Consider the following 23,535-nt stretch of genomic DNA (forward strand, 5'->3'; position numbering starts at 1 on the left):
TTTTTTAAAAGAAGGAATAAGAAAAATTAGAGTTTGCATTGTCCTCCGCCATCGATACATAATTTTTCTAAAAAAAATGCCGCATCATTATCTGAATTAGCTGAAAATCCTGATACAAAAACTCCTTTTATACCTAAATTTGAAGTTATGCCATAAACCACTGATTCTTCTGCTGGATCAGTATCACCTTCGTAGCGATATACATGATTCACTTCGTAATTGTGTGGATTAGTTTTAATGTCTTCTTGATGAATATTAAAATCATAGGTAAAACTTTTTTCTTTCAAATCCTCTAAAGCTTCCAAAACTGTGGTGTAATGATAGGATGGTTTCATAAATAACGGAAGATTAATTGTGAATTATAAAGGTAACTAATTTATTATTAAGTCGTTATAAAAAGGTTGTTAAAGTAAATTGTCTGAGATAGAGATACACGAAAAAATAATGTAATTTCGCACCGCAGACCGCCTTATCGCCGTTTTGAGTATTCAAAAGGGAGGAAAGTCCGGACACCAAAGGGAAGCATAGCGGGTAATACCCGTCGGTACCGATTTATCGGGATTAGGACAAGTGCAACAGAAAGTATGTACAGGTAATGCTGTAGTGAAACCAGGTAAACTCTATGCGGTGAAATATCAAGTATATCAGCATTTAAGGGCTTCTCGTCCGTTGTTGAAGGGTAGATAGCTTGAGTCCCGCAGTAATGCGGGATCTAGATAAATGATGAGGCTCTAATTTATTGGAGACAGAATCCGGCTTACAGGTCTGCATTTTTTTATTTAAAGCCAAATCACATTTATTTTTGATGTAATAGGTGAAATTTTAGAACATTAAAATTAATCTATTGTCATTGATTTGAGTTTAGTTCTATAAGCTTCAAGTGCAATAGATTTGCTTATAAACCCATAATACTTGTCGTTTTTAAGTACCGGAAGGAATGCAACTTTGGATTTTTCGAACTTATCCATGACCGTTTCCATACTTTCATCCGGAGTGACAATTTCAATAGGCTTCATCATAATTTCTTTTATCAGAGTGTATTTAACCCTATAGGAATTAAATATGATTTCCCGAATTGTATTAAAATGGACAATTCCCAGAAGTTGATTTTCATCATCTACAACGGCAAATATCACTTGGTTTGAATGGGAAATTAAATCAACTAATTTTTCTAGATTTTCATCGGGGGCAATAGTCAAAAAATCAGTTTGGATAATGGAATTTGTATCTAAAGTAGAGAGTACATTTGTATCTTTATTACTAGTGAATGCATGTCCTTTTTGTGCCAAATTTTTCACATCCATTGAATGTTTTTCAAAACGTTTAGAAATAGCAAAACTAATAGAAGAAACAATCATCAGGGGAATCATTAAGTTGTAGCCGCCCGTAATTTCAGCAATAAGGAAAATCGCTGTTAACGGCGCATGAAACAATCCACTTAAAATCCCTGCCATTCCAACCAATGTAAAATTACTTACTGGTAATTTTGTAAGCCCTGTTAAATTTAAAAATTTAGAAAAGAAAAAACCAACATACGAACCCAGAAATAACGAAGGGGCAAAATTACCTCCATTACCGCCGCTGCCTAAAGTGATTCCTGTGGCAAAAACCTTTATCATCATTGTACATCCTACAAAAAGTAAAAGTGCCCAGCTGTTATTTCTAAAACTGCTGAATAATGTATTTTCCAATAATTGTCCGGGATCATTGTCAGATAATGTTTTGATACTATCATATCCTTCTCCAAATAGTGTTGGAAAAATAAAAATAAGGATGGCTAAAATAGAAGAACCAAACAACGCTTTTTTATAGGGAGAGAGTTTAAGTCGGGCAAAAAAATGTTCGACTTTCTGAAAATTACGGGAGTAATAAACCGAAATGAATCCTGTGAATAAGCCTAAAAGAATATAATAAGCAATGTTATGATAATCAAAACTTTGTTGCTGTTTGAACGAAAGCAATATTCCTTCATCTAATGCAATTACAGAAACCAAAGCACCGGTAGCCGCTGCAATCATAATGGGTGTAAAAGCGGCAATACTAACATCAACCAATAACACTTCGATCGCAAATAAAACCCCGGCTATTGGTGCATTAAAAGCTGCGGCAACACCTGCGGCAACACCACAACCGATAAGGAGCGTTCGGTCTTTGTAACTCAATTTATATTTTTGGGCATAATTTGATCCAAAAGCGGCACCGGTAATAACAATCGGACTTTCTAAACCTGCCGAACCACCCAAACCAACTGTGAGTGAGCTGGTAATGATTTGGGCGTACATTTGTTTTTTTGGAATAATACTCGCCTTTTTAGCAACGGCATATAAAATTTGTGAAGTTCCTTTTTGTATTGATCCACCCAAAACTCTTTTGATAACAAAAACGGTGAGCAAAATACCAATTATTGGCAGAATACTATTTAGAAATCCTAATTTCAAAATTCCACTGACATACGTGGCAAAAGAAAAAACCCAGTGGGCAAAAGTTTTTAGTACAATTACTGCAAAAGCGGAAGAAATACCAACTAAAACTGCGGATAAAAATATAAACTGTTTTGGAGTTAGCAAGGATTGCGCTAAGGCAACTATTACTTCTAATTTGGATATATATTTTTTGAACATTATAATTTTTTAAAAGGGGTGCAAAACTACTATTATTTTAATCCTAACAAATATTTTTCAACGCTTCTTTTGTGCTTAATGGTTTTAAATTACAATTTGCCACAAACTGCCGCACAGCTTCTGGATTTATTTTGTTTAAAAGCGTTTTCTAAGGCACGTGTAAAATTCATAAATATTAAATTTTTCGTTATTCTGATCACAGTCGAAGTGCTAAAATCCAACCGCTGTGTCATCACCTCTAAAATCAGCGCCACCTTCCAGTTTTTGATTTGGTAAAACTAAAATCGCATCTACTTTTCCTATTACAGGTGTCGTTTTTTCATTAATGAGATATCCTTTTGACTTTAAGGTCGTAAAGGTTTTTGTATCGAAAGTATTAGGCTCAAAAGTGATTAAATCCGGCAACCATTGGTGGTGAAAACGGGGTGCGTTTACTGCTTGTTGCATGCTGAAATTATACTCAGAAACATTTAAAATCGTTTGCAATACCGATGTAATAATCGTAGAACCACCGGGAGAACCCACGACCATGAATAATTTGCCGTTTCTCTCCACAATTGTTGGTGTCATAGAACTCAACATTCGTTTTTGTGGCGCAATACTGTTTGCCTCATTTCCCACTAATCCAAACATATTGGGTTCACCTGGTTTGGCACTGAAATCATCCATTTCATTGTTGAGGAAAAATCCCAATTCATCACAATAATATTTAGAACCGTATCCATCGTTTAATGTTGTAGTTGCCGAAACAGCATTACCAAACTGATCTACAATCGAATAATGAGTAGTTTCTGTACTCTCTTTATAATTTACTTTTCCTTCTTTTATTTCCGATGATAAAGTGGCTTTTTCAAAACTAAAATTCGACATTCTTTGTTTCAAATAATCATCTGCCATTAATGCTTTCAGAGGAATTTTTACAAAATCCGGGTCACCCAGATAATAACTTCTGTCTGCATAAGCTCTTCTTTCGGCTTCTACAATAACCTGGATGGCTTCAGTTGAATTATGGCCCATTTTAGCCAGGTCAAAAGGCGCTATCATTTTGAATATTTCAGCCAGACAAATACCGCCACTACTTGGTGGAGGCATCGATATAACCTTTAAATCCTTGTAATCAAAAGTGAGTGGCGTTCTCCATTTGGCTTGGTATTGAGCCAAATCTTCCAAGGTGATGATAGCTCCTTTTTCATGAAGATATTTAACTAATATTTCAGCAGTTTTCCCTTTGTAAAATTCAGCTCTGCCATTTTTTGAAATCCTTTTCAATGTAGCAGCCAGCGTAGGATATTGTATAACATCATTTTCTTTAAAAACAGTTGCAAATAACGTTTTGTCACCATTTACTTTTATGATTTTCGCTCGGTAATCATTTAGTCGGTCTTCTTGTTTTTTGGTAACAATGACCCCTCTTTCTGCTAATGCAATTACGGGTTTTAGAATTTCAGCTATAGGCAATGAACCCAATTTTTCATGAACTGCAAAAACGCCGGCAATCGTTCCGGGAACTCCAATAGCAAGTGGAGATTCGGTGCTTTTTCCTTTTATGACATTTCCTTTTTCGTCAAGGAACATGTCTTTTGTAGCCGCTAATGGTGCTTTTTCTCGGTAATCCAATGAACCAACTTCGCCATTTGCTTTACGATACACCATAAAACCACCACCGCCAAGATTTCCCGCAAACGGGTAAGCGACTGCAAGAGCCAATTCAGTTGCCACCATCGCATCAAAAGCATTACCACCTTTTCTCATGATTTCCACTCCAATTTTTGAAGCTTCTTCACGAGCCGATACTACCATTGCTTTATCAGCAACCAGGCCTGTGGGTTGAACCATTACATTTTGGGTTTTACAACCAATAGAAAAAACACTCAATAAAATAATCATTTTTTTCATTCGAAATAGTATAAATTTAAAAACCAACGGCTTTATTATCACCTCTTTTGTCTGCGCCACCTTCCAGTTTTCCATTTGGAAGAACCAAAATAGCATCTACTTCGCCAATGATTTCTTTGTTTTTTTCATTGATAAAATATCCTTTTCCTTTCAGTTGTTTTATCACGTCCTTGGGGAAAGAATTGGGTTCAAAAGTAATTTCATCGGGTAACCATTGATGGTGGAAACGTGGAGCGTTTACCGCTTCCTGCATACTCATATCAAATTCATATACATTTAATATCGTTTGTAAAACCGAAGTAATAATGGTGGAGCCTCCCGGTGTACCCACAACCATGAAAAGTTTACCGTCTTTTTCGACAATAGTTGGCGTCATGGAACTCAACATTCTTTTTCCGGGAGCAATACTGTTGGCTTCACTTCCCGTTAGTCCGTATAAGTTTGGAACGCCGGCTTTGGCACTAAAGTCGTCCATTTGATTATTCAAAAAGAAACCTAATTCGTCACAATATATTTTCGAACCATAATTATCATTTAAAGTAGTTGTTGCCGAAACTGCATTCCCATCGGCATCAACAATAGAGTAATGCGTGGTTTGGTTGCTTTCGTATCCTTTTATAGCTCCGTGGGCAATATCCGAAGATTTAGAAGCTTTTTCGAATGAAAAATCAGCCATTCTTTTTTCTAAATAAGATGGACTTACTAATTCTTTTAACGGCAGTTTTATAAAATCAGGATCACCCAAGAAATAATTTCTGTCGGCAAAGGCTCTTCGTTCTGCCTCTGTAATTATCTGAATTGTTTTTACGCTGTTGTGTCCCATTTGCGAAAGATTGAAAGGTTCAATCATTTTCATAATTTGATTCAGACAGATTCCGCCACTGCTGGGAGGCGACATAGAGGTAATTTTTAAATTTTTGTATTGAAAAGTAATTGGAGTTCGCCATTTGGCATTATAACTTTTTAAATCTTCTAATGTGGCATTTCCACCTTTTTTAGCAAGGAAAGCAACTAACTTTTTAGCTGTTTCCCCCTTGTAAAATTCACCTCTTCCGTTTTTAGCAATTCGTTTTAATGTTGCTGCCAAAGCGATGTATTTTATGGTATCATTTTCTTTGTATGTTTTGGAAAACAAACTGTTCTTACCATTACTTTTTAAAAAGGAAGCTCTGTAATAAGCCAAACTTTCGGCTTGAAATTTAGTAACAACAACACCTCTTTCTGCCAAAGCAATTACAGGTTTGAGAATTTCACTGATGGGTAAAGAGCCATATTTTTTGTGCACTTCAAATATTCCTGCAATGGTACCCGGAATTCCAGATGCCAAAGCAGTCTCTGTACTTTTTCCTACAATTACATTTCCTTTTTCGTCCAAAAACATATCTTTAGACGCGGCCAAAGGTGCTTTTTCTCTGTAATCGATAGCTCCAGTTTCACCATTTGCTTTTCTAAAAACCATGAAACCGCCACCACCAATATTTCCCGCCTGAGGATGTGAAACCGCCAAAGCCAGTTCCATGGCAACCATAGTATCAAAAGCATTACCGCCTTTTTTCATGATTTCAACTCCGATTTGTGACGCTTCTTCACGAGCGGAAACGACCATAGCTTTTGAAGTTAATAAACCAGTTGGTTCAACGGTTTTTTCATTTGATTTGCAACCTAAAACGATAAGTAAAAGCAGGAACATTATTTTTTTCATTGTCTAATATATTTTGGTTTTAACTGTATTGTTTTGGTTGTTTTAGATTGTAATGCATTAAATGGTTTGACCACATAGAGACATAGAATTTTAGTTTGTGTGTAAAAAAACTTCGCTTAAAAATAGATTTCATAGACGGATTTACTTATTCTGTTGGTAAAATTTTATAAAATTCATTAACGAAAGTCTTTTGCCCCTCTTTGAAAATATTATAACAATTAAAATTTATCAAAACACCTTTTGGTGATTTTAATAATTTCATATGATTCAAAAGTTTTGCTTCAAAAGCAGGATGTATTTCTGAGACGGCTTTAAACTCAATAACAATTAAGTTTTCAACTAACAAATCACATCTAAAATCAGATTCCATGATTTTGCCTTTGTAAATGACAGGTATTTTAAGCTCTGAAATAAAATTAATATTCCGCACCCGTAATTCCTCTTTCATACATTGGTGATAGACGCTTTCTAATAAACCTCTACCCATGATTTTATGAACTTCTATTGCTGCTCCGATAATTTCAAAGCTTAATTCATTTAGATATTTTTGTGTAATCATCCTTTTAGTCCTTTCGAATTATTAATCTTCTTAAAGCGTTGTTGATTTAAATATAATATTGTCTTTGTAATACTACTATGTTTAAAAATTATTTTCTAATCTTTCACTATAATGTAACAAACCTATAATTCTATGTGGTAAAAAAAAATCATTAATCAATTCTTTTTTGTTTTGCAAAAGCGTTCAATTCTTCAAAGAATTCTGTGAACTCCTTTTCAAATTCCGAATAAAATTCCGAAAGCTCATTGGTAGCAAACCGCATTTTAGATTCGTTTTTGGTGCGATGGTCCATTTGAGTCAAAATATGCTTAATTCCTTCAACCGTTTGATAACTCACCAGCCAATTTTCTTTCATCATGATAGGCATTAGTCCTTTGGTTCGTTCTGAAAGCATTTCGTAATTATAATGCAAGGATTGGTAAAATCGTTCCACAAAATCCTCTAGATTTTCATCGGAATACTTCGTCCAGTTTTTTGCCAAAAAATGGTCATAAAAAACATCTACAATAACACCGGCATAATGATGATAATGCTCATGCAACCGTTTGGTACTTTGTCTAAAAACTGGATGTGCATCAGTAAAAGTATCAATGGCACGATGCAGAATAATTCCTTTTTGAATTTCTAAAGGATAATTCTCAAAATGTTTTCCACGAATTCCGTCGGCCATGAAATTGCCAATTTTGATTAAGTCATTATCACCGGAAAGATAGATGTGTGCTAGAAAATTCATTCGCCTAATTTAGGAATTTAAATGGTTAATTTTGAATTCTAAATGACTTTTATAAACCCTCAATCATTATATTTGTAAGCAATTTATACTTTATAATTCAAAATTTAAAATAATAATTAATGACTTTAATAAAATCAATATCGGGAATACGTGGAACAATAGGAGGAAAAGTAGGGGATAACCTGACACCTGTTGATGCGGTTAAATTTGCCGCGGCTTACGGAACTTGGTTAAAAAAATATATCGGGAAAGAAAAAATTACTGTAGTTGTAGGTCGTGACGCCCGTATTTCGGGACCAATGATTCACAATTTGGTGGTAAATACTTTAATTGGTTTGGGAATTGACGTGATTGATTTAGGTCTTTCTACAACGCCAACTGTTGAAGTTGCTGTTCCATTAGAAAAAGCCCAAGGTGGCATTATCCTTACCGCCTCACATAATCCAAAACAATGGAATGCCTTGAAATTATTGAATGAAAAAGGAGAATTTTTGAATGGAGAAGAAGGTTTGAAAATTCTTGAAATTGCGGAAGCGGAAGCTTTTGATTTCTCAGATGTGGATGCTTTGGGAGAAATTATGATTAATGACGCTTACATGGATATTCATATTGATGAAGTCTTGAATTTGCCTTTGGTAAATGTTGATGCAGTAAAAGCAGCTAAATTTAAAGTGGTTGTTGATGGAGTGAATTCGTCTGGAGGAATTATTATTCCAAGATTATTAAAATTAATGGGTGTTGAAGTAGTAGAACTATACTGCGAACCCAACGGACATTTTCCTCACAATCCCGAACCGTTGAAAGAACATTTGACAGATATTTCAGAGTTAGTAGTTAAAGAAAAAGCTGATTTAGGAATTGTGGTAGATCCTGATGTTGATCGTTTGGCTTTCATTTGTGAAGACGGAGAAATGTTTGGTGAAGAATATACTTTGGTGGCTTGTGCCGATTATGTTTTGAGTAAAACACCAGGAAATGCGGTTTCGAATATGTCGTCTTCCCGTGCCTTGCGTGATGTGACTAATGGGCATAGCGGAAGCTATGAAGCCAGTGCCGTAGGTGAAGTGAACGTCGTGGAATTAATGAAAAAAAATAATGCTGTAATTGGTGGTGAAGGAAACGGCGGAATCATTTATCCGGAACTGCATTACGGTCGTGATAGTTTGGTAGGCGTGGCGCTGTTTTTAACGCATTTGGCCAACAAGAAAATGACGGTTTCTGCTTTGCGTGCTTCGTATCCGGAATATTACATGAGCAAAAACAAAATCGAATTGACGCCACAAATTGACGTTGATGCGATTCTTGTTGCCATGACGGAGAAATACAAAAATGAAGATATTACAACCATTGACGGTGTGAAAATTGATTTTGCTGAAAATTGGGTTCATTTAAGAAAATCGAATACGGAGCCAATCATTCGTATATATACCGAAGCGGCTTCACAAGAGAAAGCAGATGCTTTGGCACTGCGAATCATTGATGAAATAAAAGCAATAGCTGGAATTTAATTTTATGTTTTAATATAAAAGGAACCCTTTCAAAATAGTCTTTGAAAGGGTTTTCTTTTTTATTACACGGTTTAAAATGGAATTAAAAATTTACTCTAAAACTTATATTTGGCGTTAAGCCAAGCGATTTGTTATCTACTTGAACAGCATCATTCGAGTCATTTGGATTGACTTTGTAATACCGATTGATGACATTATCTTGATAGGTGACATTAATTACACCAGCAGTAACCGAAGCTTTAATAGATTCCGACAGATTGAAATTGTAATTTATGGAAGCATCTAATCGCATGAAATTATCCAGGTTTTCACTGTTTGGAGAATCATAATTCACTAAAGTGTTATTTCCGTTTTGTATGGTTTCTTTACCTGCAATCGGTTTTGTATATGGTTGTCCATTTCTATAAATACCACCGACAGCTATTTTTAGATTTTTAAGAATATTGTAATAGAAACCAAGTGAAAAAGAATGCCTTATATCTGCATTATTAGGAAAAGTGGAAGGGGTAAAAGTATCAAATTCATAGTCGTTTATACTAAATGCGTAACTTACCCAAACGCTATATTGACGGGCTGTTTTATTAGTTAAAAGTTCAAAACCTTTGGCCGTGTAACTTCCATTTGCGGTGGTATACTGAAAGCTGTTGTAAAAACCCTGATTAGAAGCTGTAATGCCGTCAACAATTTTATAAAAACCGGTGGCCTCAATATTTAGTTTGTCTTTATTGAATTCCAAACCAAAAGAACCTTGTTTACTCGTTGCAATCGGAATATCTTTTTCATTTACTAATACCCAACGTCTTTTTTCGACACCTAAAAAATCATCTTCAAAATCCACAATTTGAGTAGTGGATTGATTTTTGAATTCCCCTTCTAATTTTAAAGCAAATTGATCTGATAATTTTTGTCGAATGTTTATTCTTGGCTCGACCAAAAGCTTTTCAAATTTTTGAAAATAATTCAAACGTAATCCAACTCTCAAATAGGTATTGTTTTTATTGTACTCCACCTCAGAAAATAAGGCGTGATTCAATAAAACATCTTTTTTAGTACTAGAATACAACGGAGCACTAACGGTAGTTTGATTTAACATCCCCGTTTCATTAAATTGATACCCAAACAAGAAATTTAAGTTGTCATTAGTTTTGTAATGTGTATTAAGTTTAGCTCCCGTTTCGAGCACCTCATTTGCTTCGGTTAAAAGCTGATCTGTTTCCACTCTGTAATCCGCAGCGTCAATATTGTATCTGGAAAAGTAAGTGATAAAGTTTGAACTTAATTTTGAATTCCATTGTGCTTTCCAATTTCCGCCGTAGCCAATATTTTTCTGAGTTAAATTACTGGTTTTAGATTGAGTTTGGTTTGAGTTTATAATGTTTCGTTCCGAATAATCCAAAGCGTTATTGATACCGATAATATTCGCCCTGAATTGATGTTTTTCATTTAAATCGAAAAGTAATTTAGCGGTATAATCATAAAAATAAAAATCAGAAGTTGTATTATTCTGGTCACTATCGGCATTGATTTCTGTATCCTGAAAACTACGATCAAAGTACTTAGTATAGGTAGGAGATTTAAACAAATCAGTAATGGAGCGACGTCCCGAAATATGAAGTTCTAATTTTTTAGTAATTGGAATTTCTAAAAAAGCATCGGCGCTAACTAAGTTAATTCCTGCGCCACCGGAAAATAGATTTGAAACCAGGTCTTTAGTTTGCATATTTATAGTACTGGAAACGCCATCGCTATATTCAGCGCTTGTTCCATTTTTGCTAACAATAACTTTGTTGGTAAGATTAGGATTAAAAGCGGAGATTAACCCGAAGAAATGACCGGAATGATACATTTTAATATTGTCCCAAAGAACTAAATTCTGATCGTTAGTTCCGCCGCGCACGTTGATGTTAGCAATGCTTTCATTGGTGCTTTCCACACCGGGAAGCGCTTGAATGGATTGTAAAATGTCAGGTTCTATTAATCCGGGAAGAATGCCAAATTTTTTAGTGTTTAAAACGGTGCTTCCATCCAGATATTTTTGTAATCCGGGCGTCAAATAAACATTTATCAGAACCTGATTTAACTCTTCGTTTTTTGTAGAAAGAACAATTTCTTTGCAATTCTTTTGTGCTGAAAATAATTCGTTTGCCGAAAACTGTCTGGATTCAAAACCGACATAAGAAATAGTAAGCGTGGCAGCTATTGGAATATTTTGCAGGTTAAATGTACCGTTTTTATCGGTTATTGTACTTCTTTTAATATTGTTTACAAAAACCGATGCGCCAACTAAGCGAGATTTCTTTTCATCGGAAACAATTCCGCAAATAGATATAATTTTGTTCAACACTGAAACGGTAACATATCGATCGTTTAAAGCCTTGAAATTTAAAATCGTTTTCGAATTTAGATAATCAATTGTTTCTTGTAGTGTAAAAGAAGTATTTGGTTTGTCAATTTTAATGCTGGCTACATCTTCAACGGCATACGAAAACTTGACATTGAATTGTTTTTCGAGGGAAATAATAACCTCCGTCAAAGGTATTTTTTTAGCTGTATTTTGTCCATAACAAATACTACCAATAAAAACCAGCAAATAAATCATCCATTTATTTAACACCATAGTTGTAAAATATAATGGTTTTGCCTTCGATTCTGTAACTTAATTTAAGCGGAATTATAACCGCTTGAAGCGCTATTTCTTTGTTAGTATGTGTAAAACTTCCCGTAAAGAGTTTTGAAGTGTCGACATCTTTTACTTTAATTTTTATATCATACTGACGCTCCAATTCTGCAATAACCTGATTTAGTGGAATCTTACTAAAGCTTGATTCTTGTTGCATCCATGAAGGATTTTGTTCGTTAAAATCTTCAACATTTTCGATAATCCCATTTATAACTCGGAATGTTTTGCCGGGAGGTAATTTAATAGTTTCGTTATTATATGTCACACTCACCAAACCTTCGTAACAATTCACTTCAAAATAGTTTTTGCGTTCCTTGACGTTAAATTGTGTCCCTAAAACGGTAACAACTCCAGCAGCTGTGTTTACACTAAACGTTTGTCCTTTTTGTACCTTAAAATAAGCTTCTCCTTCTAACGTTAAAGCTCTTTTATCAGCCCATTTTTTTTCGTTAAAACTTAATTTTGAAGCAGAGTTTAATATTACTTCAGAATTATCAGGAAGCGTGACTGTTTTTGTTTGCGCTATTTGAGTTTCAAAAGATTTGACGTTATTAAAAAATAAAAAATAAGTAGAGGTTAACATAACAACCAGAATAGCGGCAACTCTGTAGAATGCCTTAAAGTTTAAAGTTCTGACTTTTGTTTTCTTTTTAGACTGGTTTCGGGTCTTAAAAGCTTCTAAAGCAGCGAAAGCATCTACTTTTGGAGTTTCCAGCTGTGATGAATAATGAGCAATCTTTTCAAGTGTTTGCAAATCTTCAGATTGTTTTAAATCTTCAATTTCTTCGCTTGAAAGCTCATTATTTAACCATTTTAAGATCTCTTTTTCGTTTTTCATTTTGTATCTCTATGTTTATAAGACAACTAACTTTTAAATTACCCTACAGATGAATGAGTAATTATATATTTTCTATTTGGGCTCTTAATAGTTGCAGCGCACCCGACATTCTTTTTTCTACGGTTTTTTGAGAAATATCGAGTAACTCTGCTATTTCCCGGTACTTTTTTCCATCTATTCGATTCAATAAAAATACTTCACGCTGTGCCTCACTTAATGATGCAATAACTTTTGTGAGTTTTTGTTTAAATTCTTCTTCTTCGAATAAATATTCGGGACTTTGAATATTGGTATCTAGGTTAGGCGCATCTTTGGCGTACCTCAATACCACTTTTTGATGTTTTATGTTATTCAGGAATAAATTATTAATGCTGGTAAACAAATATGTTTTGACTTTACTAAAGTCAATTTTGGAACAATTTTCCCAAATTTTAGTAAACGCATCTTGCACTAAATCTAATGCAGCTTCATCATCACCACATTTGTAATACGCAAAATTATTTGCAGATTGCACGTGCTTTAAGTAAAAGTCTCTAAAGTGATTTTCTTCGCAAAGTGTACTTTTTTCGGCGCTCATTGAGTATTAATTCATTTTTTGTAGGCTGTAAATGTAAATTATTTTTTTAAAAAGCAGTTGCGTTACTAATAATTGCTTTTTTATGAAAAAATAGTTGAAAATTTAATTTATTGATTAATAGTATTTTAAGAATTTATTTGTAAAATTTTCTATTTTTTTTAAAATTTTGGTAGGGTAAAAATAAGCGTAGTTGTCTTACTAACAGAAAGGCGCTAAATACAACGCTTGTAAATATAAAAATACATTAAATTTGAAAATTATGAAAAAATTAAAAACGATTACAGGAATTGCATTGATGGCTATCTTTGGATTTACATCATGTCAAAGTGAAATTGATGACGTACAAGGAGAAAATCCAAATACTAATTCGGCTAATTCAACTACAACAACTAACTTGAAACGTACTTCCATGTACGATGGTTCATTTGATGATTTCTTGGATGGAGCATCTTGTTCTTCAATTTTGTTACCAGTTACCGCTAAAGTAAATGGAGTTCAGGTTTCTATTCTAAGTCAATTAGACTACCAACAAGTTATTTCTATTTTTGGACAGCTTAACAATGACCAAGATACTGTTGTATTACAATTTCCTTTAAAAGTAAGATTAAGTAACTACACTGAGGTCACCGTTACTAATCAAACCGAATATAATGCTATTCTTAATGCATGTACATCTGCGGAAGCTTCTGGACAAGATGCTATTTCTTCGGTAAATATCACCTTTCCAATTACAATTTTAACGTATAATGTTAGTTTAGTACAAACAGGAAGTGTTGTCATCACATCCGAACAACAATTATATACGTATATGTCTAATGTAAGCAGTACGGAACTATTTTCGGTAAATTACCCAATTTCAGTGACGATCGCCGATGGAAGCAAAATGGTGATTTCCAGTGATGCAGAATTGCAAGCCGCTATTACTGCCTCTTTAAAAACAGAAGCAACGATGGCAGCAGCAGTGCAAAATGGTAAAAAATTAGAAACAATTTTGGTTAACGGAAAGTTTAAAGTTGATTCATACGTAAGTGCAGGAGTAAACTCAGCAACTAATTATAAAGATTTTACAATAGATTTTGCAAATAATTTATCGGTTACAGCTGTAAATTTATTGACGACCACTGTGAATGGTACCTATGCAGTACGTTCAGAATTAGATGTTTTACTAAAACTAAATTTTTCAGGAAATGCTTCGTTTGTTTTGTTGAATAATACTTGGAAAGTAACAAGTTTTACTGCTTCGACAATCACATTGCAAAGCACTACTAATGCAGCGGTTACATTAGTATTGAAACAAATATAGCTGGATTTAAGTTGGTAGTTTAGTAAGAACAGCTGCCTAAAACAATTCAGCTGTTCTTATATAAATTAACTTAATAATAAAAATAATAAATGAAAAAAGTACTTACTCTGCTGACTATAGGTTTATTCCTCTCAGTAGCATCCTGTTCAAAAGAAGATGATCCCATAGATAACTCAGTTGCAGTAAATCCCATTACGAATAAACAGCAAACAGGAAGTTCTTCTAACGATTTATTATCTGATAAAAAGTTCAAAAGCATGGTTATTGAAATCGTGTATGTAGCCGGTTTTGAACCAAGCAGTACAGCAATTAATAATTTTGTAAATTTTCTTACTGCAAGAACTTACAAACCAAACGGTATCAGTGTTATCAAACGTTCTATACCATCTCCAGGAAATTCACCTTATACCAGTGAGGAGATTGTAAGTATTGAAGATGCTAACAGAACAAAATACAATACTTCAGATCAAATAGCGGTTTGGGCATTTTTTGCAGATGGAAAATCTTCGAAAGACACTGATACATCAGTTATTCTTGGAACTGCTTACAGAAATACTTCTTTTGTCATATATGAACAAACTATTCAAAATTTAAGCAACAGTCCAGTTGAACCCAACAGAAGTTTATTAGAAACAACGGTAATTACCCATGAATTTGGGCATATTCTTGGATTGACAAACCTTGGCACAGCCTTGCAAAGCAATCATGAAGATGCAGCGCATCCAAAACATTGTATTGAAAAAACGTGTTTGATGTATTGGTCTTCAGAAACAGGAGGCGGTATTTCAAACATGGTTTCATCTGGCGCAGCTCCACAATTAGATGCGCAATGTATTGCTGATCTTCGTGCCAACGGAGGAAAATAAATGTATAATTTCTACAATCAAAAACAAAAAAGATGAAAATAAAATATATGGCAATAGCGTTATTCTTTGGTGTAATAGCAACAATGAATGCCCAGGACAGTACTGTTCACAAATCAAATGGAGGGATAAAAGGAGGTTATAATTTAGCAGCCGTAAGTTTTGACGGAGATGGAGAAACTGAACAACGACATGGTTTTCATATAGGAGTTTATGGCGAGTCCTTTATTAGCGAAAGTTTTTCTATTCAACCTGAATTAATGTATTCACAGCAAGGATACGAAATAACAAATAGCAGTGGGACTTTTACGCAAAAGTTAGATTATATAAATTTGCCATTAATGCTAAAAGCCTATCCTTCTAAAAATTTCTTTTTGGAAGCGGGGCCACAGATTGGATTAGCAATTTCACATAAAGAAGAATATGATGGACTTTTTAGTGGTTCACAGCAGTATGATCCCAATAATTTTGATTGGGGGATGAATTTTGGAGGAGGATTTAAAACGGATTCTGGTATTAGTTTAGGAGTGCGTTATCATTTAGGTTTAGGAGATTTATACGATGAAGGCAAAGCACAAAACAGAGTACTGCAGTTCTCATTAGGCTTTGATTTGTAATCGTAATTAGTTTTAAAATAAAAATTCTTTCAGAGTGTAAACTTTTGAAAGGATTTTGATTTTAAGCCAAATTTTTTTCCTGTTAGGGAGCGAGTTATTGGATATTTTTCAGAGATATTGTTCCCGTTTTCCGTTGTAATCTTTTCCTTTTTAAAGAAAAAAGGAAAAGGATTTACACTGCAACCGGGGCTAAAGTTGGAAAGAATGGTTCCTTTTTTGGAAGTATTAGAAAATTGTATTACCGAATTTCATAACTGATCCTCCAAATAAGTTTCTAATTTCAGAAATACCTAGAAAACCTATATCTTTGAATTCAAATTAGACATACAATGATTACCAAAGAAGCACCAACACAATTAGAGCAGTACTTTCAACAGTTTCGCAATAACATAATCGGAATAGATCAAGGGTTTGAATCTCCTTATGGACACAAACAAATTATTTATACAGACTGGACAGCCAGTGGTCGTTTGTATCGTCCTATTGAAGAAAAATTAATAAATCAATTTGGTCCTTTTGTGGCAAATACGCATACCGAAACTACCGTTTCAGGAACAGCAATGACCAAAGCGTATCATCAGGCGCGTCATATTATCAAACATCATGTGAATGCGAGTGCTGACGATGTATTGATTACTGATGGAACAGGAATGACAGGCGTTGTCAATAAATTTCAACGAATCTTAGGTTTAAAAGTACCCGAAAACTTAAAAAATTATATTACTATTCCAGACGAAAAGAAACCAATTGTTTTTATTTCGCACATGGAACATCATTCCAATCAAACTTCCTGGCTAGAAACTATTGCAGATGTTGAAGTTATTCCTTCTTCGGAAGACGGATTGTTCAGCATAGAAAATCTTGAATTGTTATTGGAAAAATATAAAGAGCGACCTTTTAAAATAGCGTCGATTACATCGTGTTCGAATGTTACTGGAATCAGAACTCCTTATCATGAAGTGGCAAAAATAATGCATCAACATAACGGACTTTGTTTTGTAGATTTTGCTTGCTCCGGTCCTTATGTAAAAATCGATATGCATCCAGAAGACGCCGAAAGTTATTTGGACGCCATTTTCTTTTCGCCACATAAATTTCTTGGCGGACCAGGAACTTGTGGTGTTTTAGTATTTAATAAAAAATTATATCAAAATTTAGTTCCCGATAATCCAGGTGGTGGAACGGTAAGTTGGACGAATCCTTGGGGAGAACACAAATACATCGATAATATTGAGGATCGGGAAGATGGTGGTACTCCTGGCTTTCTTCAGGTAATAAAAACCGCATTGGCTGTTCAGTTGAAAGAGCAAATGGGAATTGAAAATATCTTAAAAAGAGAGCACGAAATAGTAGATTATATTTTTTCGGAAATAGGAAGCATTTCAAACATTAAAATCCTTGCAGGCCAGCATCAGGATAGGTTAGGGGTGATTTCTTTCTTTGTGGAAGATTTGCATTTTAACTTGGGCGTGAAATTATTAAATGACAAATTTGGAATTCAAACTCGTGGCGGCTGCAGTTGTGCGGGAACCTACGGACATTTTTTATTGCATGTAGATCAAGAAACATCGCATAAATTAATTGACGAAATTAGTCTTGGAGATTTAATCAGAAAACCGGGCTGGATCAGAATGTCTATTCATCCCACAACTACAAATGCGGAAATTGAATTTGTTTGTACCGGAATAAAAGCATTGGCAGAAAACCATAAAAGTTGGGCTTTGGATTATGATTATAATTCGATTAGCAATGAGTTTGTGCATCATCACGCAGAACCTTTAGAAGATGAATTGGTTAAAAATTGGTTTTCTTTATAAGACTGAACATTTGTTTCATTATTATTTTTTTAGATTGGATAAATAAATAATACAACGAAGATAAACTTGTATGAAAAGTAAAATAAAGACATTTGGTCAACCTATTACGAATTTAATTGTCCAAAATAAAATTCTATTCTAAGTTTATAAAAGCCTACAGTTTTTAGCGTAAATAAAAATGCTAATTTTGCAATTGTAATTTTTTGTCGTTATTAAACGGAAACCAATACATATTAATGATACGCTTTAGAAAACAATATGAATTATTTGAAAAAATCATTTTTGAGAAAGTGATTATTGAAGCCCCTTTTAAAATACCAAATCCAATGCCAGAGGAAGCTTGTTTTATTTACATGGTAGAGGGTCAAATTAAGTATGAAATTGAAGATAAAAGCATTACTATTCCAGTTAGTGATGCTGTAATGTTAAAGTGCGGTAGTTATTTTAGCCAAATTAGAAATAGTACAACATCAAAAAATAATCAGATTGTAATTGTTCATTTTCATCCTGAAATCTTAAAAAAAATTTATGATACGGATTTACCCAAGATTTTTCAAGAGCCTGCGAAAAGAGATCTAAGTGTAAGTTTAGGAAAAATCAACAATGATTTTCTAATACAAAAATACATTGAAGGCATGTTGTTTTACTTTGATAATCCAACGCTTGTAAATGAGGATATTTTGGTGATAAAGTTAAAAGAGATTGTTTTGTTATTGTGTCAGACAAAAAATGCTCCTGTAATTCAGCAAATTTTATCTCAACTTTTTTCTCCAACAAGTTATTCTTTTAAACAAGTTATTGAGAATAATTTATTTTCACACTTTACTATGGATGACTTTGCACAAATGACAAATCTTAGTCTTTCTTCTTTTAAAAGAGAATTCAAAAAAAATTACAATGACAGTCCCGCGAATTATATTCGGAATAAAAAGTTAGAAAAAGCAGCAGACCTATTATTGATTTCTGAAGAGAGAATCACGGATATTGCTTTTGATTGCGGTTTTAAAGATTTGGCGAATTTTTCCACTCTCTTTCACGATAAATTTAATTGTACTCCTTCAGCATATCGATTGAACCAAATAGGCAAATTGTTGAACTAATTACAAAAGTTTTTTCGACCGATTCAGCCTATCTTTGTTTTGTTAGATAGCACAGCCGTTATTTAACTTAAAAAAGAAAAAAATGGCACATTTAAAATTAGAAAATAATCCAATTTCTCCAATCTCACAGAAAATTTTTGATGAAACACAAAAAGGTTTAGGTTTTATCCCCAATATGTATACAAAAATGGGACAAAATCCTGCTTTGTTGGATTCTTATATTTATTCTTACAATAGTTTCAGAGCTAATTCAGGTTTTAATTCTGTAGAACAAGAAGTTATTTTTTTATCAGCTGCCTTCGAGAATAATTGTGAATATTGCGTTGCAGCTCACAGTTTTATTGCGGATCAAATGTCAAAAGTTCCATTAGAAGTAACAAACGCCATCCGTGATGGAAAACAAGTTCCGGATGCAAAATTAGCAGCATTGTCTAAATTAACAAGAATTCTTACTTCAACGCGTGGTAATGCTTCCCAATCAGACGTAGATTCTTTTTTAGCAGCTGGATATGAAGAAGTGCATGTGTTGGGTATTATTGCAGGAATTGCAGTAAAATTAATGAGTAATTACTCCAATCACATTACTAATGCTGAAGTTGATGCAGCCTTCGCAGGTAGAGTTTGGAAAAAATAAATAAACCAATCCTATATCTTCTCAATTATTAAAACCAATAAAGATTAATTTTTTTGTTGGTTTTTTTATTGGCAACGGAAATTCGAAGTCCGTGTTATGAAGTTGCAAGGGAAGATCTCGGTATTATAGGGTTTCTTTCTATGAAAAAAACCGCTTTGTTGATTCAGTTGAAAGAGTAAATGGGAATTGAAAATATTGTTAATAGAGCTGGAAAGCGGAGGTATAAAAGAAACAAAAAATTCACATTGCATAAACGTAATTGTTTATACTATGTGATTTTTTTGAAAATTGTTGTTAGATACTGCTAACTGAACACTATCTTCTGTGTTTCCATCTTTTATGCGTCCAGAAATAATATTCAGGTGCTTCGAGAATTTGTTTTTCTACTTCTCGTAAAAAGGTACTGGTGATTTCAAAATCAGGAATAGATTTAGGGTTATCAGTAATAGGAACAAAAGTAGCTTCGTAAAAACCTCTTTTTACTTTTTTTACTTTTACAAATAGAACATTCAAATCGTATTTTTTGGCTAGCATTTCGGCGCCGGTATGAACGGGAACTTCGACACCCATAAATGTATCCCAATGAAAAGCTCTGTTTAATTTTGGAGACTGATCACTGGCTAATCCATACATGCTAAGAATTCCATTTTTTTGATTTTCGGCCATTAACGGAATCGCCTTTTTAGTTTCTACTAATTCAGCATTATATTTGGATCGAATGTCTCGTAGTAATTTATCAAAATATTTATTGGCAATTTTTTTATAAACGCCTATTCCTTTAAATTTAGTTTTCTCATTAATGGACAATAACCACTCCCAGCTCGCGTAATGAGATGCTAATAAAACAGTACTTTTTCCTTTTTTTTCATATTCTTTTACCAATTCAATATTGGTTACCACGAATCTTCTGTTCATTTCAGCAGATGAAATAGTCATCGTTTTTATCATTTCTAAAAACATATCACACAAATGATGATATGATTTTTTTTCGATTACCAGACGCTCTTCGGAACTAAGATGAGGTAACGCCAGTGCCAAATTATATTTAACCGTTTTTTTGCGATAGCCAATAATATGGTAAACAATTAGATAGATGAGGTCAGAAAACAAATAGAAAAACCTAAACGGAAGAATGGAAATAATCCATAAAAACGGAAAGGTTAAGATAAAAATAAGTAATTGCATGCAGAATTTTTTTTGCAAATATAATGTAAAAATGATTGTCGAGATAAATTTTGAGTGCTTACGGTCTGCGTATTTGAGAATGACTATCTTTACATTTCACAATAAATATACTTTATGAATACCGTTTTAATAGCAATAATTGTAGTAAATGTGTTAATTAGTTACAAAGGGTTTAATGACCTTTCTTTTTTCAGAAAATATGAATTCCATGTTGGCAGTATTCGATCAGGTGAACAAATCAGGTTGTTGTCCTCTGGTTTCCTGCATGCTGACATGACCCATTTGATTTTTAATATGTTAACACTTTGGTTTTTTGCTCCGGTTGTCATCAGTTATTTGGGTGATTTCTCGTTTGTGTTGATTTATTTCGGGAGTTTAATTTTCGGGAGTTTGCTGACGATGGTTTTTCACAAAAATGATTATGGATACAGAGCTGTAGGAGCCTCTGGAGCGGTAACTGGAGTTTTATATTCGGCAATATTGTTACAGCCGGACATGATGTTGGGAATCTTTTTTATTATTCCAATGCCTGCTTATATTTTTGGAATCCTTTACTTATTGTATTCTATTTACGGAATGAAGGCGAAGAATGATAATATTGGTCACACGGCTCATTTTGGCGGTGCTGTAGGTGGTTATTTAATTACATTATTGAAAGAACCTACTTTGTTTGTAGACCACACTTTGATGGTTATATTATTAGCAGTTCCAATCGTAATTCTGTTTGTGATGGAAAAAATGGGGAAACTATAATGGCACAACTTTTGAAAAGGAATTAGTACAAATAATTAAATTATATAAAAATGAAAAAAGCACTATTGATTCTGTCTGTTCTATTTATTTCGATGTCTTACGGACAAGAAGTGAAGCAAATTCCTCAAATAAATGTAAATGGAGAAGGAAAAGTTAAAGTTATTCCGGACCAAGCTACAATAGCTGTTACAGTTGAAACAAAAGGGAATAATGCCAAAGATGTAAAAAAAGAAAATGATGTAAAAATAGATGCTGTTTTAAAGTTTATTAAAAAAATGAATTTGGCACCGGCAGATTATAAAACGCAGCGTGTTTCGTTGAATCCGCAATACGATTATGAAAAAAAGAAACACAGTTACAATGCTACTCAAACAATTGAAATTCTATTGAGAGATTTGTCAAAATATGATGAATTAATGGAAGGATTAGTAAACGAAGGAATTAATAGAATTGATGCGGTAACATTCCAATCTTCAAAATTAGCACAATATCAATCTGAGGCTAGAAAATTAGCTATGAAAGAGGCCAGATTGAAAGCTGAAGATTATGTATCTGTTTTGGGACAAAAAGTAGGACGTGCAATGACCATATCTGATAATTCGCAAACCTATTATCCGCAGCCAATGTATGCCGCAATGAAAACAATGGAGAGAAGCGATGCAAGTGAACCAAGAGAAACTCTTGCTTTAGGAGAAATTAATATCACGGCTAATGTTTTAGTAAGTTTTATTTTAGAATAAAACGGCTGAAAAAAATCTAAAAAAGACTATCGCAGCAATAATAAAATCGGAACTGGATTCATCCACTTCCGATTTTTTTTATATTTCATATCTACTTTCCTTACGATGGTTTTTTGTGAGTTGTTAAGTAAGAATGTGAAATTAATTTTTCTGTAATTCATTACATCAGTCCACTACTTTAAATATAAAATTTACAGGTTATTACATTTTATTTGACTGCTGAATTTCTATAAATTGATAGTGAGATTTCTTCTCGTAATAACTTTATACTGTCAAAATCCGGTTCCAATTTATCGGAATCAATTTAACAAAAGAAAAAAATATATTTTATTATGTTAGAAAATTTGAATAAAACTAGCATCTCATTTCTTTATTTTGAAGATTATTTTATTGTACAGATTATGCTTTTTAAAATCTGTAAATTTTAGTTCTTAAATGAATAAAAATTGACAGAGGTGAGTTTCGAACTATTTGATTGTAAGAATTTATGCCCCACAACACAATTAGTCGGTAATCATAAACTTCATGCGGTTTGTTCGCTAAACGGCGTTTTTATTCTAAAATAGTACTAAAATAAGCTTCATTATAGATATATTAAAAAACATCAAAACCAAATGTCTGACTGTTTTTAACTTGCAAATGAATGTTATTTGTTGGCATTGGTTCAGCTCGATCTGTTGATAAGATATTTGCGTTTGCATGACCAGAAAATATGTAAAAATAAAGGTTTAGAAGTCAGAAAAGGAATTGTTTTTCTTATTCGAACTACTATTCGTAACGATGAAGCTTCAGTTTTTTAACGGTTTGGCTTATTTTGAAAAACAGTAGCGATTCTTTTTCGGACTTGATGGTATTTTTTATGGTTTGGATATTGCCTGCTATGAGCAAGGTTATTAAAAACTAAAGCTACGGCAAGCAAAATAAGTACACCGCTTAAAACAGGAGAAAATACATACCAGTAACCTAGATTTTTAATTTCGTTTGAGCCAGTGACTGCTATCAGAGCGGTTGCGCCTCCTGGTGGATGCAATGTTTTAGTCATTTGCATAAAAACAATAGACAGAGAAACAGCAAGCGGAGCGGTTAACCAAACTACATCCGGAACGAATTTATAGACCGTAACACCAATAATTGCCGAAATCAAATGTCCTCCAATAAGGTTTCTGGGTTGTGCTAATGGACTTTGAATGACACCATAAACTAAAACACTGGATGCGCCAAAAGAACCGATCAAATAAACCATATCAGATTGTGACAGCGTTTGAGATTGCAAGTACGCTATTATTCCAATACCTATAAAAGAACCTAGAAAAGCCCAGAAATGTTCTTTGAAATCAACCAAAGTTTCTTTGTACAGAATGTATTTGGTTTTACGGTAATTCCTTTTTATTTTTTGAACTTTCATCGAA

General features: G+C 33.6%; 20 protein-coding genes and 1 other RNA gene. 10 read left to right on the forward strand and 11 right to left on the reverse strand.

The window, feature by feature from the left end:
- Positions 1-26: 26 nt before the first annotated feature.
- Positions 27-335 (reverse strand): hypothetical protein, encoded by a 309-nt coding sequence (locus tag ACP7AT_RS08130; RefSeq protein ID WP_426063843.1) that lies wholly within the window; start codon positions 333-335, stop codon positions 27-29.
- Between the two features lie 121 nt (positions 336-456).
- Here ACP7AT_RS08130 and rnpB point away from each other — a divergent pair.
- Positions 457-776: RNase P RNA component class A (rnpB, locus tag ACP7AT_RS08135), an RNA gene on the forward strand.
- A gap of 60 nt (positions 777-836) precedes the next feature.
- Here rnpB and ACP7AT_RS08140 read toward each other — a convergent pair.
- The 5 genes from ACP7AT_RS08140 to ACP7AT_RS08160 all read right to left on the reverse strand — a co-directional run bounded on the left by ACP7AT_RS08140 (position 837) and on the right by ACP7AT_RS08160 (position 7,511).
- Entirely contained in the window at positions 837-2,621 is a 1,785-nt protein-coding gene (locus ACP7AT_RS08140; protein ID WP_426063844.1) for a chloride channel protein, read from the reverse strand.
- A 210-nt stretch (positions 2,622-2,831) separates the two neighbouring features.
- Entirely contained in the window at positions 2,832-4,517 is a 1,686-nt protein-coding gene (gene ggt, locus ACP7AT_RS08145; protein ID WP_426063845.1) for a gamma-glutamyltransferase, read from the reverse strand.
- 16 nt (positions 4,518-4,533) lie between these two features.
- Positions 4,534-6,219: a gamma-glutamyltransferase gene (gene ggt / locus ACP7AT_RS08150; RefSeq protein WP_426063846.1), complete on the reverse strand. Its 1,686-nt coding sequence runs from the start codon at positions 6,217-6,219 to the stop codon at positions 4,534-4,536.
- Between the two features lie 145 nt (positions 6,220-6,364).
- Complete coding sequence (locus ACP7AT_RS08155) at positions 6,365-6,778, reverse strand: GxxExxY protein (RefSeq protein ID WP_426063847.1); 414 nt, start codon at positions 6,776-6,778, stop codon at positions 6,365-6,367.
- A gap of 151 nt (positions 6,779-6,929) precedes the next feature.
- The gene (locus tag ACP7AT_RS08160) at positions 6,930-7,511 is read right to left on the reverse strand and encodes an ACP phosphodiesterase (RefSeq protein ID WP_426063848.1); all 582 of its coding nucleotides are present in this window, start codon (positions 7,509-7,511) and stop codon (positions 6,930-6,932) included.
- Positions 7,512-7,630: 119 nt separating this feature from the next.
- On the opposite strand from ACP7AT_RS08160, the gene glmM reads away from it, so the two are divergent.
- A complete protein-coding gene (glmM, locus tag ACP7AT_RS08165) occupies positions 7,631-9,019 on the forward strand; it encodes a phosphoglucosamine mutase (RefSeq protein WP_426063849.1) in 1,389 nt (462 codons plus the stop codon).
- Positions 9,020-9,101: 82 nt separating this feature from the next.
- On the opposite strand, the gene ACP7AT_RS08170 is transcribed toward glmM, so the two are convergent.
- From ACP7AT_RS08170 to ACP7AT_RS08180, 3 genes are all read right to left on the reverse strand, one after another.
- Positions 9,102-11,636 carry a carboxypeptidase-like regulatory domain-containing protein gene (locus ACP7AT_RS08170; RefSeq protein ID WP_426063850.1) on the reverse strand — a complete coding sequence of 845 codons (2,535 nt, stop codon included), beginning with the start codon at positions 11,634-11,636 and terminating at the stop codon, positions 9,102-9,104.
- Positions 11,623-12,537: a FecR family protein gene (locus ACP7AT_RS08175; protein WP_426063851.1), complete on the reverse strand. Its 915-nt coding sequence runs from the start codon at positions 12,535-12,537 to the stop codon at positions 11,623-11,625. Before ACP7AT_RS08175 ends, ACP7AT_RS08170 begins: the two co-directional genes overlap by 14 nt.
- 61 nt (positions 12,538-12,598) lie before the next feature.
- Positions 12,599-13,114 carry an RNA polymerase sigma factor gene (locus ACP7AT_RS08180; protein ID WP_426063852.1) on the reverse strand — a complete coding sequence of 172 codons (516 nt, stop codon included), beginning with the start codon at positions 13,112-13,114 and terminating at the stop codon, positions 12,599-12,601.
- Positions 13,115-13,373: 259 nt separating this feature from the next.
- Here ACP7AT_RS08180 and ACP7AT_RS08185 point away from each other — a divergent pair, with 259 nt between their 5' ends.
- The 6 genes from ACP7AT_RS08185 to ACP7AT_RS08210 all read left to right on the forward strand — a co-directional run bounded on the left by ACP7AT_RS08185 (position 13,374) and on the right by ACP7AT_RS08210 (position 19,448).
- Entirely contained in the window at positions 13,374-14,417 is a 1,044-nt protein-coding gene (locus ACP7AT_RS08185) for a hypothetical protein (protein ID WP_426063853.1), read from the forward strand.
- Positions 14,418-14,506: 89 nt separating this feature from the next.
- On the forward strand, positions 14,507-15,283 hold the full coding sequence (locus ACP7AT_RS08190) for a membrane metalloprotease (RefSeq protein WP_426063854.1): 777 nt from the start codon (positions 14,507-14,509) through the stop codon (positions 15,281-15,283).
- Positions 15,284-15,315: 32 nt separating this feature from the next.
- Positions 15,316-15,897, forward strand: coding sequence for a porin family protein (locus ACP7AT_RS08195; RefSeq protein ID WP_426063855.1), 582 nt, complete (start codon positions 15,316-15,318; stop codon positions 15,895-15,897).
- A 329-nt stretch (positions 15,898-16,226) separates the two neighbouring features.
- Positions 16,227-17,714 carry an aminotransferase class V-fold PLP-dependent enzyme gene (locus ACP7AT_RS08200; RefSeq protein ID WP_426063856.1) on the forward strand — a complete coding sequence of 496 codons (1,488 nt, stop codon included), beginning with the start codon at positions 16,227-16,229 and terminating at the stop codon, positions 17,712-17,714.
- Positions 17,715-17,950: 236 nt separating this feature from the next.
- Positions 17,951-18,814 (forward strand): helix-turn-helix domain-containing protein, encoded by an 864-nt coding sequence (locus ACP7AT_RS08205; protein ID WP_426063857.1) that lies wholly within the window; start codon positions 17,951-17,953, stop codon positions 18,812-18,814.
- Positions 18,815-18,896: 82 nt separating this feature from the next.
- Positions 18,897-19,448, forward strand: a complete 552-nt coding sequence (locus ACP7AT_RS08210) for a carboxymuconolactone decarboxylase family protein (RefSeq protein ID WP_426063858.1) — start codon at positions 18,897-18,899, stop codon at positions 19,446-19,448.
- Positions 19,449-19,763: 315 nt separating this feature from the next.
- Here the strand turns inward: ACP7AT_RS08210 and ACP7AT_RS08215 are convergent, their stop codons facing one another.
- Positions 19,764-20,633, reverse strand: a complete 870-nt coding sequence (locus tag ACP7AT_RS08215; protein WP_426063859.1) for a lysophospholipid acyltransferase family protein — start codon at positions 20,631-20,633, stop codon at positions 19,764-19,766.
- A 114-nt stretch (positions 20,634-20,747) separates the two neighbouring features.
- Between ACP7AT_RS08215 and ACP7AT_RS08220 the strand changes: the two genes are divergently transcribed.
- Together ACP7AT_RS08220 and ACP7AT_RS08225 are read left to right on the forward strand one after the other, a co-directional pair.
- Entirely contained in the window at positions 20,748-21,386 is a 639-nt protein-coding gene (locus tag ACP7AT_RS08220) for a rhomboid family intramembrane serine protease (RefSeq protein ID WP_426063860.1), read from the forward strand.
- A gap of 50 nt (positions 21,387-21,436) precedes the next feature.
- Entirely contained in the window at positions 21,437-22,126 is a 690-nt protein-coding gene (locus ACP7AT_RS08225) for an SIMPL domain-containing protein (RefSeq protein ID WP_426063861.1), read from the forward strand.
- A 796-nt stretch (positions 22,127-22,922) separates the two neighbouring features.
- Here ACP7AT_RS08225 and ACP7AT_RS08230 read toward each other — a convergent pair.
- Positions 22,923-23,531, reverse strand: a complete 609-nt coding sequence (locus ACP7AT_RS08230) for an HPP family protein (RefSeq protein ID WP_426063862.1) — start codon at positions 23,529-23,531, stop codon at positions 22,923-22,925.
- Positions 23,532-23,535 lie beyond the last annotated feature (4 nt).

It is taken from the genome of Flavobacterium sp. DSP2-3-1 (genome assembly GCF_049896865.1).
Taxonomy (GTDB): Bacteria; Bacteroidota; Bacteroidia; order Flavobacteriales; family Flavobacteriaceae; genus Flavobacterium.

Coding starts and splice junctions, on each gene's coding strand:
- ACP7AT_RS08130 (WP_426063843.1), bottom strand. CDS start 335: ATGAAACCATCCTATCATTACACCACAGTTTTGGAAGCTTTAGAGGAT.
- ACP7AT_RS08140 (WP_426063844.1), bottom strand. CDS start 2,621: ATGTTCAAAAAATATATATCCAAATTAGAAGTAATAGTTGCCTTAGCG.
- ggt (WP_426063845.1), bottom strand. CDS start 4,517: ATGAAAAAAATGATTATTTTATTGAGTGTTTTTTCTATTGGTTGTAAA.
- ggt (WP_426063846.1), bottom strand. CDS start 6,219: ATGAAAAAAATAATGTTCCTGCTTTTACTTATCGTTTTAGGTTGCAAA.
- ACP7AT_RS08155 (WP_426063847.1), bottom strand. CDS start 6,778: ATGATTACACAAAAATATCTAAATGAATTAAGCTTTGAAATTATCGGA.
- ACP7AT_RS08160 (WP_426063848.1), bottom strand. CDS start 7,511: ATGAATTTTCTAGCACACATCTATCTTTCCGGTGATAATGACTTAATC.
- glmM (WP_426063849.1), top strand. CDS start 7,631: ATGACTTTAATAAAATCAATATCGGGAATACGTGGAACAATAGGAGGA.
- ACP7AT_RS08170 (WP_426063850.1), bottom strand. CDS start 11,636: ATGGTGTTAAATAAATGGATGATTTATTTGCTGGTTTTTATTGGTAGT.
- ACP7AT_RS08175 (WP_426063851.1), bottom strand. CDS start 12,537: ATGAAAAACGAAAAAGAGATCTTAAAATGGTTAAATAATGAGCTTTCA.
- ACP7AT_RS08180 (WP_426063852.1), bottom strand. CDS start 13,114: ATGAGCGCCGAAAAAAGTACACTTTGCGAAGAAAATCACTTTAGAGAC.
- ACP7AT_RS08185 (WP_426063853.1), top strand. CDS start 13,374: ATGAAAAAATTAAAAACGATTACAGGAATTGCATTGATGGCTATCTTT.
- ACP7AT_RS08190 (WP_426063854.1), top strand. CDS start 14,507: ATGAAAAAAGTACTTACTCTGCTGACTATAGGTTTATTCCTCTCAGTA.
- ACP7AT_RS08195 (WP_426063855.1), top strand. CDS start 15,316: ATGAAAATAAAATATATGGCAATAGCGTTATTCTTTGGTGTAATAGCA.
- ACP7AT_RS08200 (WP_426063856.1), top strand. CDS start 16,227: ATGATTACCAAAGAAGCACCAACACAATTAGAGCAGTACTTTCAACAG.
- ACP7AT_RS08205 (WP_426063857.1), top strand. CDS start 17,951: ATGATACGCTTTAGAAAACAATATGAATTATTTGAAAAAATCATTTTT.
- ACP7AT_RS08210 (WP_426063858.1), top strand. CDS start 18,897: ATGGCACATTTAAAATTAGAAAATAATCCAATTTCTCCAATCTCACAG.
- ACP7AT_RS08215 (WP_426063859.1), bottom strand. CDS start 20,633: ATGCAATTACTTATTTTTATCTTAACCTTTCCGTTTTTATGGATTATT.
- ACP7AT_RS08220 (WP_426063860.1), top strand. CDS start 20,748: ATGAATACCGTTTTAATAGCAATAATTGTAGTAAATGTGTTAATTAGT.
- ACP7AT_RS08225 (WP_426063861.1), top strand. CDS start 21,437: ATGAAAAAAGCACTATTGATTCTGTCTGTTCTATTTATTTCGATGTCT.
- ACP7AT_RS08230 (WP_426063862.1), bottom strand. CDS start 23,531: ATGAAAGTTCAAAAAATAAAAAGGAATTACCGTAAAACCAAATACATT.